This is a genomic window from Mesorhizobium sanjuanii, from assembly GCF_002529485.1.
Classification (GTDB): Bacteria; Pseudomonadota; Alphaproteobacteria; order Rhizobiales; family Rhizobiaceae; genus Mesorhizobium; species Mesorhizobium sanjuanii.
The window spans coordinates 1-13,566 of sequence record NZ_NWQG01000261.1 but is presented as its reverse complement, the minus strand read 5'-3'; the positions used below and the strand labels follow the sequence as shown (position 1 = coordinate 13,566).

The 13,566-nt window shown below is 63.4% G+C and carries 12 protein-coding genes; 7 read left to right on the top strand and 5 right to left on the bottom strand.

Translation table 11 applies throughout. The annotated features are described in order from the left end of the window. The first annotated feature begins 12 nt into the window (after positions 1 to 12). The 7 genes from CN311_RS30055 to CN311_RS30025 all read left to right on the top strand — a co-directional run bounded on the left by CN311_RS30055 (position 13) and on the right by CN311_RS30025 (position 6,885). Complete coding sequence (locus tag CN311_RS30055; RefSeq protein ID WP_097577217.1) at positions 13 to 963, top strand: N-acetylmuramic acid 6-phosphate etherase; 951 nt, start codon at positions 13 to 15, stop codon at positions 961 to 963. A 117-nt stretch (positions 964 to 1,080) separates the two neighbouring features. Beyond that, positions 1,081 to 2,340 carry an ABC transporter substrate-binding protein gene (locus CN311_RS30050; RefSeq protein ID WP_097577216.1) on the top strand — a complete coding sequence of 420 codons (1,260 nt, stop codon included), beginning with the start codon at positions 1,081 to 1,083 and terminating at the stop codon, positions 2,338 to 2,340. A gap of 232 nt (positions 2,341 to 2,572) precedes the next feature. After that, entirely contained in the window at positions 2,573 to 3,496 is a 924-nt protein-coding gene (locus CN311_RS30045; protein WP_097577215.1) for a carbohydrate ABC transporter permease, read from the top strand. 14 nt (positions 3,497 to 3,510) lie between these two features. Then, positions 3,511 to 4,350, top strand: a complete 840-nt coding sequence (locus CN311_RS30040) for a carbohydrate ABC transporter permease (protein ID WP_097577214.1) — start codon at positions 3,511 to 3,513, stop codon at positions 4,348 to 4,350. Continuing rightward, on the top strand, positions 4,347 to 4,814 hold the full coding sequence (locus CN311_RS30035; protein WP_097577213.1) for a DUF4304 domain-containing protein: 468 nt from the start codon (positions 4,347 to 4,349) through the stop codon (positions 4,812 to 4,814). The genes CN311_RS30040 and CN311_RS30035 overlap by 4 nt, the downstream gene beginning before the upstream one ends. 1 nt (position 4,815) lies before the next feature. Further along, positions 4,816 to 5,871, top strand: coding sequence for a Gfo/Idh/MocA family protein (locus CN311_RS30030; protein WP_097577212.1), 1,056 nt, complete (start codon positions 4,816 to 4,818; stop codon positions 5,869 to 5,871). A 15-nt stretch (positions 5,872 to 5,886) separates the two neighbouring features. Beyond that, positions 5,887 to 6,885: an ABC transporter ATP-binding protein gene (locus CN311_RS30025; RefSeq protein WP_097577211.1), complete on the top strand. Its 999-nt coding sequence runs from the start codon at positions 5,887 to 5,889 to the stop codon at positions 6,883 to 6,885. Positions 6,886 to 7,049: 164 nt separating this feature from the next. On the opposite strand, the gene CN311_RS30020 is transcribed toward CN311_RS30025, so the two are convergent. The 5 genes from CN311_RS30020 to CN311_RS29995 form a co-directional block, all read right to left on the bottom strand. Next, the gene (locus tag CN311_RS30020; protein ID WP_097577210.1) at positions 7,050 to 7,895 is read right to left on the bottom strand and encodes a fumarylacetoacetate hydrolase family protein; all 846 of its coding nucleotides are present in this window, start codon (positions 7,893 to 7,895) and stop codon (positions 7,050 to 7,052) included. A gap of 31 nt (positions 7,896 to 7,926) precedes the next feature. Next, a complete protein-coding gene (locus CN311_RS30015; RefSeq protein WP_097577209.1) occupies positions 7,927 to 8,658 on the bottom strand; it encodes an SDR family oxidoreductase in 732 nt (243 codons plus the stop codon). A gap of 175 nt (positions 8,659 to 8,833) precedes the next feature. Next, positions 8,834 to 11,206, bottom strand: coding sequence for an aldehyde dehydrogenase family protein (locus CN311_RS30010; protein WP_097577208.1), 2,373 nt, complete (start codon positions 11,204 to 11,206; stop codon positions 8,834 to 8,836). Positions 11,207 to 11,441: 235 nt separating this feature from the next. After that, entirely contained in the window at positions 11,442 to 12,497 is a 1,056-nt protein-coding gene (deoC, locus tag CN311_RS30000; RefSeq protein WP_097577207.1) for a deoxyribose-phosphate aldolase, read from the bottom strand. A gap of 150 nt (positions 12,498 to 12,647) precedes the next feature. Continuing rightward, positions 12,648 to 13,475: a ferredoxin--NADP reductase gene (locus CN311_RS29995; RefSeq protein ID WP_097577218.1), complete on the bottom strand. Its 828-nt coding sequence runs from the start codon at positions 13,473 to 13,475 to the stop codon at positions 12,648 to 12,650. Positions 13,476 to 13,566 lie beyond the last annotated feature (91 nt).

The window sequence follows — 13,566 nt, the reverse complement described above, 5'->3', positions numbered from 1 at the left end:
GGAGGGAACGGTATGGCCGAGAAGCGCACAGAAGCGCATCACCAGAATGCCGAGGGGCTGGATATCCAGGCCCCGGACGCCATCCTTTCCTCATTGGCCAATGCCCAGATCGAGGCGGCCAAGGCCGTGCGCGGCGCCATTCCGGCAATAGCCGAAGCGGCCGGGATCATTGCTGGCCGGCTGAACGGCGGCGGCAAGCTCGCCTATGCGGCGGCCGGCAGCTCGGGCCTGATGGCGCTGGCCGACGCGCTGGAACTGCCAGGTACTTTCGGCATCAAGCGCGATCGCATCGCCATCCTGATCGCCGGCGGCGACGAAGCCTTCAGGACGCTGGCCGGTGGTCCGGAGGACGATATCGGCGAAGCAGCAGTCGCGGTCGCCGCTGCCGGCATCGGCAAGGATGATTGCCTGATCGCCGTTTCGGCCAGCGGCTCGACGCCTTATGCGGTCAGGGCGCTTGAGGAGGCGCGCAGGCGCGGCGCTGCCACCATCGCCATCGCCAACAACAGCGATGCGCCGCTGTTGCGGCTGGCCGATGTCGCCATCCTGCTCGAAACGCCGCCGGAACTGATCGCCGGTTCGACGCGCATGGGCGCCGGCACCGCCCAGAAGATCGCGCTCAACATGCTGTCGACGCTCACCGCCATCCATCTCGGCCACGTTCACGACGGCTATATGGTCAATCTCATGGCCGACAACATCAAGCTGCGCGACCGCGCGGCGCGCATCGTCGCCGCCATCTCGGGGCGCGGCAGGGACGATGCGGCGCGCCTGCTCGAAAAGAGCGGCGGCGCCGTCAAGACCGCCATTCTGCTCGCCGCCGGTGCCGCCAGCGCCGACGAGGCGCGGAAGATACTGGAAGGGACCGGCCAGAAGCTGCGACCGGCGCTTTCCGCGCTGGAGCATGACCCCGAAAAGTGGAAACCGCTTTTCGGAAAAGATCATGCTCGAACAAAGAAGTAGAGCCTGTTTCAATCCGATTTCCATCGGGGTGAAACGGGCTCGCGAGGGGAGCAAGGGGCGCAATGCCTCTGTTCTCATCAAAACCGAACCTGAAAAAGGTCAACAGGGAGACTGAGCATGACAACGAAACTACTGACGGCACTGCTTCTCGGCACCAGCATTCTCGGCTCTGCCGGGGTCGCTTGTGCCCAAGACGTAACCCTCAACATCGAAAGCTGGCGCGGCGACGACCTTGCCATCTGGAAGGACAAGCTGATCCCGGCTTTCGAAGCCAAGAACCCCGGCATCAAGGTGGTGTTCGCGCCCTCGGCGCCGACCGAATATGACGCGGCGCTGGGCGCCAAGCTCGCCGCCGGCTCGGCCGGCGACCTGATCACCTGCCGCCCCTTCGACAAGTCGCTGGAACTCTACAAGAAGGGGAACCTCGCCGATCTCTCGTCGCTGCCCGGCATGGAGAACTTCTCCGACGTCGCCAAGGCCGCCTGGCAGACCGACGACGGCAAGGCGAGCTTCTGCGTGCCGATGGCCTCGGTCATCCACGGCTTCATCTACAACAAGGATGCCTTCGACAAGCTCGGCATCAAAGTGCCGGAGACGCGCGACGAGTTCTTCGCCGCGCTCGACAAGATCAAGGCCGACGGCACCTACATCCCGATGGCGATGGGCACAAAGGATCTGTGGGAAGCCGCGACCATGGGCTACCAGAACATCGGCCCGAACTACTGGAAGGGCGAGGAAGGCCGCGCTGCCCTGATCAAGGGCGAGCAGAAGCTGACCGACAAGGACTGGGTCGCGCCGTATGAAGAGCTGGCCAAGTGGAAGCCCTATCTCGGCGACGGCTTCGAGGCGCAGACCTATCCGGACAGCCAGAACCTGTTCACGCTCGGCCGCGCCGCCATCTACCCGGCCGGCTCGTGGGAGATCGGCCTGTTCAACACCCAGGCGCAGTTCAAGATGGGCGCCTTCCCGCCGCCGGTCGAGAAGGCCGGCGACACCTGCTACATCTCCGACCATACCGACATCGGCATGGGTCTGAATGCAGCCTCGAAGAATGCCGATGCGGCCAAGACCTTCCTGTCCTGGGTCGCGTCGCCCGATTTCGCCTCCATCTACGCCAACGCGCTGCCGGGCTTCTTCAGCCTGAACAACACGCCGGTGAAAATGGAAGACCCGCTGGCGCAGGAATTCGTTTCCTGGCGCGGCAAGTGCAAGTCGACGATCCGCTCGACCTACCAGATCCTGTCGCGCGGCACGCCGAACCTCGAAAACGAGACGTGGGTCGAATCGGCCAACGTCATCAACGGCACCGATACGCCGGAAGCTGCCGCCAAGAAGCTGCAGGACGGTCTCGACAGCTGGTACAAGCCGGCGAAGTAAGAGTTCAGGCGACGGACCGGCCGGGCATATGCCCGGCCGGTATTCAGATTGCACCGGTTTTGAGATTGCGATTGTCGGCACTGCCTCTCGGCCTTACCCTCCCTTGTGGGGAAAGGCTGGCTGACCTGTCGCAAGCCTTGGTCCTTCCCGCATAGGGAGGGTTCGGGCAATGCATCGAGGCATCATCTAGCATCACACCATTTGGAACCGAGAGACGGCGGGGACCGAACTCATGGCCGCAGCACCGAAACGACCGTTCCGCTGGCATATCGGCGTCTTTCTGGCCCCGGCGGTGCTGGTCTATACGGCAATCATGATCCTGCCGCTGGCCGGCACGCTGCAACTCTCCTTGTTCCGCAACATCGAGCAGCATCAGGTCTTCGTCGGACTGGAGAACTTCCGCACGCTGTTCGGCGACCCCAACTGGTCGGTCAATTTCTGGAACGCGCTGCGCAACAATGTCTGGTTCTTCATTATCCACATGCTGGTGCAGAACCCGATCGGCGTCATGCTGGCCGCACTTTTGTCCAGCCCGAAGCTGCGCTTCGCGGCCTTCTACCGGACGGCGATCTTCGTGCCGACCATCCTGTCCTTCGTCATCGTCGGCTTCGCCTGGAAGCTGATCCTGTCGCCGCTATGGGGCGTGGCGCCGAGCCTGATGGATCTCGTCGGGCTGAAAAGCCTGTTCACGCCGTGGCTCGGCAAGGAAGAATACGCGCTGACCACGCTCAGCCTGATCTCGGTCTGGCAGTTCGTCGGCATTCCGATGATGCTGATCTATGCCGCACTGCTCTCCATCCCCGACGAGGTGATCGAGGCGGCCGAATGCGACGGGATCACCGGCATGTCGCAATTCTGGAAGATCAAGCTGCCGCTGATCCTGCCGTCGATCGGCATCATCTCGATCCTCACCTTCGTCGGCAATTTCAACGCTTTCGACCTGATCTACACCGCGCAAGGCGCGCTCGCCGGGCCGAACTATTCGACTGATATCCTCGGCACCTTCCTCTACCGCGCCTTCTTCGGCTTCCAGCTGCAGGTCGGCGATCCCAACATGGGCGCGGCGATCGCCACCATGATGTTCCTGATCATCCTCGGCGGCGTCTGCGTCTATCTCTTCCTCGTGCAGACGCGCCTGCGTCGCTATCAGTTCTGAGGGGGGGGCAAGAGATGAGCACCGCCACCCGTTCGCTTCCCCGCACCATCGGCGCCCATGCGATCCTGTTGACCTACACGGTGATCGCGCTGTTTCCGGTGATCATCGTCATCATGAATTCGTTCAAGTCCCGCGCGGGCATCTTCGGCGCGCCGCTGACGCCGCCGACGCCAAAAACCTTCGACCTGATCGGCTACACCACGGTCATCGGCCAGGGCGATTTCATCCACTATTTCCAGAACAGCCTTGTGGTGACCGTCGCCTCGCTGTTCTTCGTGCTTCTGTTCGGCGCCATGGCCGCCTTCGCGCTGTCGGAATATCGTTTCCGCGGCAACACGATGATGGGGCTTTATCTCGCGCTCGGCATCATGATTCCGATCCGCCTCGGCACCGTGGCCATCCTGCAGTTGATGGTGGCGAGCGGGCTGGTCAACACGCTGACGGCGCTGATCCTGGTCTACACCGCGCAAGGCCTGCCGCTGGCGGTGTTCATCCTGTCGGAATTCATGAAACAGGTGTCCGACGATCTGAAGAATGCCGGCCGCATCGACGGCCTCTCGGAGTACACGATCTTCTTCCGGCTGGTGCTGCCGCTGGTCCGGCCGTCGATGGCCACCGTTGCCGTCTTCACCATGATCCCGATCTGGAACGATCTGTGGTTTCCGCTGATCCTGGCGCCATCGGAAGAGACCAAGACGGTGACGCTCGGCGCGCAGCTCTTCCTCGGCCAGTTCGTCACCAACTGGAACGCGATCCTGGCGGCACTTTCGCTGGCGATCATGCCGGTGCTGATCCTCTACGTCATCTTCTCGCGGCAGCTGATCCGCGGCATCACGTCGGGAGCCGTCAAGTGAGCGAGGGGCGAGACATTGTCGTCCAGAGCCTTGCCGAGACGGCAAGCCGCTATGGATTTCGAGGCGTCCGCGCCACGAATTACTACCGCGAATGGCCGGAGACGATCTGCTTGCTCAACCTTCAGAAATCGTCCTGGGGACCGCAATTCTATCTCAACGCCGCCGTCTGGTTTACACGACTCGGGCCGGAGCGCCGACCGAAAGTGCCCAACTGTCACATCCACTGGCGTGTCAATTCGGTGATGGAAGACGGGCAATCAAAGATGCTCACGCAGGCACTCGATCTTGAGTATCCGCTGCCTGTCGAACAAAGGCTTTCGATGATCAAGAGCGGAGTCGATGCCTATGGCTTCCGGCTTTTGTCCCTCTGTGACAGCGAGGACGCAGCTCTGCGGGTCGCGGAAGAATGCGGGCCACACGTATTGGTGGCTCTCGCAGCCCGTAGTCAAGAAAAGGCGAATTGAAATGGCCGAACCTCTTCGCGTCGTTGTCGCCGGCCTTGGCAATATGGGCCGCAGCCATGCGCTGGCCTACCACACCAATCCGGGCTTTGAGATCGCGGCGCTGATCAACCGTTCCGACGTGCCGCTGCCGGAAGGGCTGTCGGGCTATGGCATCAGGCGCTCTTTCGACGACGCACTGCGTGACGAAAAACCCGATGTCGCCTGCGTCGCCACCTATTCCGACAGCCATGCCGACTATGCGGTGAAGGCGTTCGAGGCCGGCTGCCATGTCTTTGTCGAAAAGCCGCTGGCAACCACCGTCACTGACGCAAAGCGCGTCGTCGCGGCCGCCAAGGCCAACGGCAAAAAGCTGGTGATCGGCTATATCCTGCGCCATCACCCGTCCTGGATCCGGCTGATCGCCGAGGCACGGAAACTCGGCGGCCCCTACGTGTTCCGCATGAACCTCAACCAGCAATCGTCGGGACACACCTGGGAGACGCACAAGCAATTGATGCGGACGACGTCGCCGATCGTCGATTGCGGCGTGCACTATCTCGACGTGATGCTGCAGATCACCGACGCCAGACCGGTCGAGGTGCGCGGCTTGGGGGCGCGGCTGACCGACGAGATCGCGCCCTCAATGTACAACTACGGCCATCTGCAGGTGCTGTTCGATGACGGTTCGGTCGGCTGGTACGAGGCCGGCTGGGGTCCGATGATTTCGGAAACGGCCTTCTTCGTGAAGGACGTCATCTCGCCGAATGGCTGTGTCTCGATCGTGATGAAGGAGGGTGTGAAGTCCGACGACATCGACACCCACACCAAGACCTCGACCATCCGCCTGCACAGTGCCGCGACCGGTGCGGACGGCAAGTTCGCCAAGCCTGACGAAATGCTGTCGATGGAAGGCGAACCCGGCCATCAGGATCTCTGCGATCTCGAACAGGCCTTTGTCCTGAAGGCGATCCGCGAGGACCTCGATCTCACCCGCCATATGGACGACGCGGTCAAGTCGCTCGCCGTCTGCCTTGCCGCCGACGAGAGCGTGCGCAGCGGCGCCGCCGTCAAACTCTAGAACAGGGACGAAGCCGTGGGCTCGCTGAACATCGAGAATGTGAAAAAGGCTTTTGGGCCGGTCGAGGTGCTGAAGGGCATCAACCTCGAAGTGACGGATGGCGAATTCGTCGTCTTCGTCGGTCCGTCGGGCTGCGGCAAGTCGACCTTGCTCAGAGTCATCGCCGGGCTTGAGGATTCAACCTCGGGCCGCGTCGTCATCGACGGCGAGGATGTCTCGGCCACCCCGCCGGCCAAGCGCGGCATCGCCATGGTGTTCCAGACCTATGCGCTCTATCCGCATCTGACGGTGAGGAACAATATGGGCCTCGGATTGAAGCAGGCCGGCACGCCGGCGGCCGAGATCGAGCGCCGCATCGGCATCGCCTCCTCGATGCTGTCGTTGGAGCCGTACCTCGAAAGGCGGCCGGCGGAGCTCTCCGGCGGCCAGCGCCAGCGCGTCGCCATCGGCCGCGCCGTGGTGCGCGAACCCAAGCTGTTTCTGTTCGACGAACCGCTTTCGAACCTTGACGCGGCTCTGCGCGTCAACACGCGACTGGAGATCGCGCAGCTGCATCGCCGGCTGAAAGCGACGATGATCTATGTCACCCACGACCAGGTCGAGGCGATGACGCTGGCCGACAAGATCGTCGTGCTCAACGCCGGTCGGATCGAACAGATCGGCGGACCGATGGAGCTTTACAATTCGCCGGCCAATGAATTCGTCGCCGGCTTCATCGGCTCGCCGAAGATGAATTTCGTTGATGGCGCGAGACTGGGCGAGACGGCCAAGACCATCGGCGTCCGCCCGGAGCATCTGACCGTCGATCCGAAATCCGGCACCTGGAAGGGCACGGTGGTCCACGCCGAGCATCTTGGCGCCGATACCAATCTCTATCTCGACTGCGAGGAGGCCGGGCTGATCACCGTGCGCATCTTCGGCGTCTACAATGCCGAGCCGGGAGCCACGCTCTACGCGACGCCGGATCCGGCGAAGACCTATCGGTTCGGGGCCGATGGCAAGGTGTTGAAATAAGATTGCTGCGTAGGTGGGCGCTGCCACTCACCCTTACCCTCTCCCCGTAAAGGACGGGGAGAGGGGTGGCCAGCGTTGGAGCTTGACCCTTCTCCCCGTCCTTTACGGGGAGAAGGTGCCGGCAGGCGGATGAGGGGCAGCGCGAACCTCTCGTGTCGCGCGCCCTACTCGTCCGCCTTGAAAGTCTGCTTCTGCGTGCCCATCCCTTCGATACCCAACTCAACCACGTCTCCCGCCTTCAGAAACACTGGCGGCTTCATGCCCAGCCCAACGCCGGGCGGCGTGCCTGTCGAGATGATGTCGCCGGGATGCAGCGACATGAACTGGCTGAGATATGAAACGAGATAGGCGACGCCATAGACCATGGTCTTGGTCGAGCCGTTCTGCATCGTCTTGCCGTTGACCTTCAGCCACATCGGCAGGTCCTGCGGGTCCTTTACTTCGTCCTTGGTGACCAACCACGGCCCGATCGGCCCGAATGTGTCGCAGCTCTTGCCCTTGGTCCACTGGCCCTGCCGCTCGGCCTGGAAGGCACGCTCGGATACGTCATGCGAGACGCAGTAGCCGGCGACATAATCGAACGCATCAGCCTCGCTGACATATTTGGCGGTCTTGCCGATGACCACGCCAAGCTCGACCTCCCAATCGGTCTTGACCGAGCCGCGCGGGATCAGCACGTCGTCGTCAGGCCCGACAATGGCTGAGCTTGCCTTCATGAAGATGATCGGCTCCGGCGGCACGGTGGCGCCGGTTTCGGCGGCGTGGTCGGAATAGTTGAGGCCGATGCAGATGAACTTGCCGGTGCCGGCAACGCAGGCGCCGATGCGCGGGCTGCCGGAAACTGCCGGCAGCGATTTCGCATCGAGCTTCGACAGCATGTCCAGCGAGGCCGGATGGAGCGTCGTGCCGGCGATGTCGGCGACATGGGCGGAGAGGTCGCGGATCGTTCCATCCGCATCGATGAGGCCGGGGCGTTCGCTACCCGCCTCGCCATAGCGCAGCAGTTTCATTCTTTTTCTCCCAGTTGTGACCAGAGGCCTCTCAGATCGACCAGCCACCGTCGATATTATAAGCCTGCCCCGACGTATAGGTGGCGCCGGCGAGATAGACGGCGAGATCGGCGATTTCCTCGGGCGTCCCCAGCCGGCCCATTGGCTGGCGGGCAATGAAGGCGGCGCGGGCCGCCTCATAGTCGCCCTGCGCATGCATGCGGTCCTGCAGCGACGGGCTCTCGACGGTGCCCGGGCAGATCGCGTTGCAGCGTATGCCCTTGCCGACATAGTCGGCGGCGACCGCCTTGGTCAGGCCGATGACCGCGGCCTTGGTGACGCCATAAGCGAAGCGGTTGGGCACACCCTTGCCGGCGCCGGCGACCGAAGACATGTTGATGATCGATCCGTCGCCACGCACCAGCATTCCCGGCAGCACGGCGCGGATGGTGCGGATCATGGCGCGCACATTGAGGTTGAAGGCGAAGTCGAGATCGGCATCCTTCATCTCGAGGATCGATCCTGAATGGACGAAACCGGCGCAGTTGAACAGCACGTCAACGACGCCGATCTCGGCGAAGGCGGCGTTGACGGCCTCATCGTTCAGCACGTCGAGCTTGCGGGTCTTGATCCCTGTTGTCTTGCCGAGTTCGGCGAGCAGCGCATCGTTGATGTCGGTGGCGTGCACCACGGCGCCTGCCTTGGCGAAAGCCAGCGCGCTCGCCCGGCCAATACCTTGCGCCGCCGCCGTGACGACAACGACCTTGCCTGCCAGATCCGCCATGCTTTTCTCCTCGCCGCTCGGGTCATCAGCATTTATCGGCGGACGGCCAAGGCGTCATGTGCCAGTCAGGCGCGATCATGCGACCTGTGCTTCGCCGCTCACTGATAAAAATGTTTTTTCTCGTTAAAGAACACGCATCCGAGCGTCAAGCGCGAACACGATCAATGCATATCGCTCAATCGCCGTAGGGCACCCAGACGTTCTTGACCTCGACAGCACGGCGCAGCAAGGCATCGCCCGCCGCGTCAGCCGAAGCCCAGTCGAGGCTGCGGCCATTGCCGGTCCACACGCGTTTCAGGTTACCAACAGAGTCCGCTTCCGCCTTGGCGCAGGTCTCGGCATCGGCGAAGACCCAGAGCCCGTCGACATCATCGTGCTTGGCCAGCACGCTGGCGAGCTCCGCGCTGCGGCCGGTAACGATGTTGATGGCGCCGGCCGGGACGTCGGAATATTCGATGACCTGATAGAGATCGGTGGCAAGCAACGGGTATTTCTCCGAAGGTACGGCCACCACCGTGTTGCCCATGGCCAGCGCCGGCGCCAGCAGCGAGATCAACCCGAGCAGCGGCGCATTGTCCGGCGCCACGATGCCGACGACGCCGACCGGCTCATGCAGCGCCAGCGTGACCGCGCGGGCCGGCGGCTGATGCACGCGACCTTCGAACTTGTCGGCAAGGCCGGCATAGAGGAACAGCCGCTCGATCGACTGCTCGACCTCCTCGCGCGCCGCCTTGGCGCCGGCGCCGGTAAGTTCGCTGAGACGCGCCGCGAATTCATCGGTGCGGCCGGAGAGGTTCTCGGCCAGATAGTAAAGCACCTGGGACCTGTTATAGGCGGTAGCCTCCGGCCAGCCTTTGCAGGCGCGGGCGGCCGCGACGGCGTCACGGATGTCCTTGCGGTTGCCGAGACCGACTTCGCCGGCAAGTTTGCCCTTGGCGGTGGCAATGCCGATCGAATAGTTGCCGTCCGGCCTGACCTGCTTGCCACCGATGAACAGTTTTGCCGTCCGATCGATGGCGTCGCCTTCCGACCTCTCGACGGGTTGGGCCGAAGCCGCCGCCGGCTTGATTGCTGGGCCGAGCGGCAGTTTTGCCGCGAGATATTCGAACATGCCCTCGCGGCCGCCTTCGCGGCCAAAGCCGCTTTCGCGGTAGCCGCCGAAGCCGCAGGCGGCGTCGAACATGTTGGTGCCATTGACCCAGACGACCCCGGCCTTCAACTGCGGCGCGACATGGAGTGCCAGGTTGACATTCTCGCTCCACACCGAGGCTGCCAGCCCGTAGCGGGTGTTGTTGGCGAGTTCGATCGCCTCCTCGGTGTTGCGGAAGGTCATGGTGGCGAGAACCGGCCCGAACACTTCTTCCTGGGCCAGGATATTAGCCGGCGAAACACCTGTCGCCAGCGTCGGCAGATGGTAGTAGCCGGAAGACGGCAGGACCGCGTCCGGCTGCCAGCAGATGGCGCCCTGTTTCGCCCCTTCCGCGACCAGGCCCTTGACCCGGTCGAGCTGGCTTAGGTCGACCAGCGGGCCAATGTCGGTGTTCTTGTCGAGCGGGCTGCCGACGCGCAGCCGGCTCATCCGCGTCTTGACCTTGGCGATGAAGGCATCGGCGATGCCTTCCTGCACCAGCAGCCGCGAACCGGCGCAGCAGACCTGGCCCTGGTTGAACCAGATGCCGTCGACCAGACCCTCGACGGCGCTGTCGAGATCGGCGTCCTCGAAGACGATGAATGCCGACTTGCCGCCAAGTTCCAGCGACAGTTTCTTGCCCGACCCCGCGGTGGCTTTCCGGATGATCTTGCCGACTTCCGACGATCCGGTGAAGGCGATCTTCTGGATGCCTGGATGATTGACGATGGCCGCGCCCGCCTCCGGCCCGCCCTGGACGATATTGACGACCCCTATCGGTACGCCTGCCCGTTCGCAGATCTCGGCGAACAGTATGGCGGTGAGCGGCGTGAACTCGGCCGGCTTCAGCACCACGGTGCAGCCGGCGGCGAGTGCCGGCGCGATCTTCCAGGCCAGCATCAAGAGCGGGAAATTCCATGGAATGATCTGGCCAACGACACCGACGCCCTTGTAACCAGGAAAATCCCTGTCCAGCGCTTGCGCCCACCCGGCATGGTGGATGAAATGGCGGATGGCCAGCGGCACGTCGATGTCGCGGCTCTCGCGGATCGGCTTGCCATTGTCGATCGATTCCAGCACCGCAAGCAGGCGCTGGTGGCGCTGCATGGCGCGGCCGATGGCATAGAGCACCTTGGCGCGTTGATAGCCCGAGCTGGCGCTCCACTTCGGCAGTGCCTTGGCGGCTGCCGACACAGCCGCGTCGATATCGACGGCACCGGCATCCGACACCTTGGCCAGCAGCTTGCCGGAGGAGGGATCGCTGGTCTCGAAGGTCTTGCCGCTTGTGGCGGCTTGCCAGTGACCGCCGATGAACAGCGCTTTGCCGAAATCGCGCCCGGCAAGCCACGCATCCGCCTCGTTGCGCGCCTCAGGCGCCGGGCCGTATTCCATGCCGTGATAGCGTTCGAGAATGTTCATCGGGTGCTCCGGATACTTGTCTTGGCAGGCGTTCCTTCGCGCCCCCCTCTGTCCTGCCGGACATCTCCCCCACAAGGGGGGAGATCGGCCTTCACGCCTGTCGGCTGCCGTTCTGCAACGTCGGCGATTGGCGAAATCATCGATGACAGCCAATCTCCCCACAAGTGGGGGAGATGTCCGGCAGGACAGAGGGGGGCGCGAAGGAACTCCACGTTCAAAACCCCAGCTCCAAGCCCTATGCCATGGCGTGGCGATGATTGGCCGAATAGTGACCCGTCAGATGGTGTTCGAGCTGGCGCTCGATGTCGGTCAAAAGGCTCGACGCGCCGAAGCGGAACAGTCCCGGCTCCAGCCATGGCCGTCCGAGCTCCTCCTTCATCAGCACCAGCCAGTCGAGCGAGGCTTTTGCCGTGGAAATGCCGCCGGCCGGCTTGAAGCCGATGAGATAGCCGGTTTCCTCGAAATAGGCGCGGATGGCGCGCACCATGGCGAGGCCGACGGGCAGCGTCGCGTTGACGCTTTCCTTGCCGGTCGAGGTCTTGATGAAATCGGCACCCGCCATCATCGCCACCATGGACGCCAGCATGACATTGCGCAGCGTGGCGAGGTCGCCGGTGCCGAGGATGACCTTGAGATGCGCCTCGCCGCAGGCGGCGCGCATCGAGACGATCTCGTTATAGAGTTCCTGCCATTTGGCGCCGAAAACCAGGCCGCGCGGAATGACGACGTCGATCTCATCAGCGCCATCGCGGACCGAGGCCTCGATCTCCTGCAGGCGCGTCGACAGCGGCGCCAGTCCATGCGGGAAAGCGGTGGAAACGGCGGCGACATGGATGCCGGTGCCGCGCACGGCATCGACAGCGGTGGCAACGAACGGGTGATAGACGCAGACCGCCGCCGGCCGGATGGTTTCGCCCGTAATGCCAAGGCCCTCGACGATGTCGCGGCGGAACGGGTTGATCGCCTTGGCGCAGAGCCGGCGCACACGCTCCTCGGTGTCGTTGGAATTCAGCGTCGTCAGGTCCATGCAGGCGACGGCGCGCAGCAGCCAGGCGGCCTGGTTGTCGGCCTTGATCGAGCGCCGCTTGGTCAGGCTGGCGACGCGGCGTTCCAGCGCCGAGCGGTTGACGCTGCGCACCGATTCCATGAAGCCGAGATCGAGCCGCATGCCGGGATTGCGGGCAATGGCATGGTCTGGCGGTACGGGCGTGTTGGCGGCGGCGCGCGCCGGCAGTGGCGTCACCTTGGACGCGCCACCACCAAGGCCGGCCTCGCGGATTGTGCTGCTCATCTCCTGCCCCTTTGTTCAGCGATCATGCCGAAGATAGCCCGCGAAGTCGTACTTCACGAGTCTCTCACGCGGTCATAACGTAAAAAGGCGGCCGAAGCAGCCAGTTTTTGACCGAAAGATCAAACCTGACTTTGGAGCAGCGTCCGCCGCTCAGCCGACGAAGGCGCGCTCGACAACGAAGCTGGCCGGATGGCTCAGCGAGCCTTCCTGGAAACCGAGGCTCTCGGCCAGTTCCTTGACGTCCTTCAGCATATGCATCGAGCCGCAGATCATGATGCGGTCGGTCTCGGGGTTGAGCTTGTCGATGCCGAGATCGCTGTAGAACTTGCCGGAACCGATCAGCGCGGTGATGCGGCCCATGCGCTCGGACTCTTCGCGCGTCGTCGAGTTGTATAGCGTGACGCGGCCGCCGGTCAGTTCGCCGATCAGCGGATCGTTCTCCAGTGCCGCGACCAGTTCCTGGCCGTAGGTGAGTTCGGCATTGTCGCGGCAGGTGTGCGTCAGGATCACCTGCTCGAATTTCTCATAGGTGTCGGGGTCGCGCAGCAGGCTGGCGAAGGGGGCGATGCCGGTGCCGGTCGAGATCATGAACAGGCGCTTGGCCGGGGTCAGTGCGTCCAGCACCAGCGTGCCGGTCGACTTCTGGCGCATGATGATTGTGTCGCCGACCTGGATCTTCTGCAGCTCGGAAGTCAGCGGGCCGTCCGGCACCTTGATCGAGAAGAATTCCAGCTCGTCATCCCAGGCAGGACTGGCGATGGAATAGGCTCGGAACACCGGCTTCTCGGCATTGGGCAGGCCGATCATGACGAACTCGCCGGAACGGAAGCGCAGCGACTGCGGCCGGGTGATGCGGAAGGAAAACAGGCGGTCGGTGTAATGCTTCACCGAGACGACGGTTTCGGCATAGACATTGGCCGGTATGGGGAATTGCAGCGGGCGGGCGCCGGCGGTGTTGAACGCGGATGTGGTGTTCATCAAATCCAACCTTCTGGCGCGCTGACGCCAAACCTTCTCCTGCGCGCCCGAACCGGTCAGGTTCCAGCGTGCCGTTTGCACACTCCGAAGC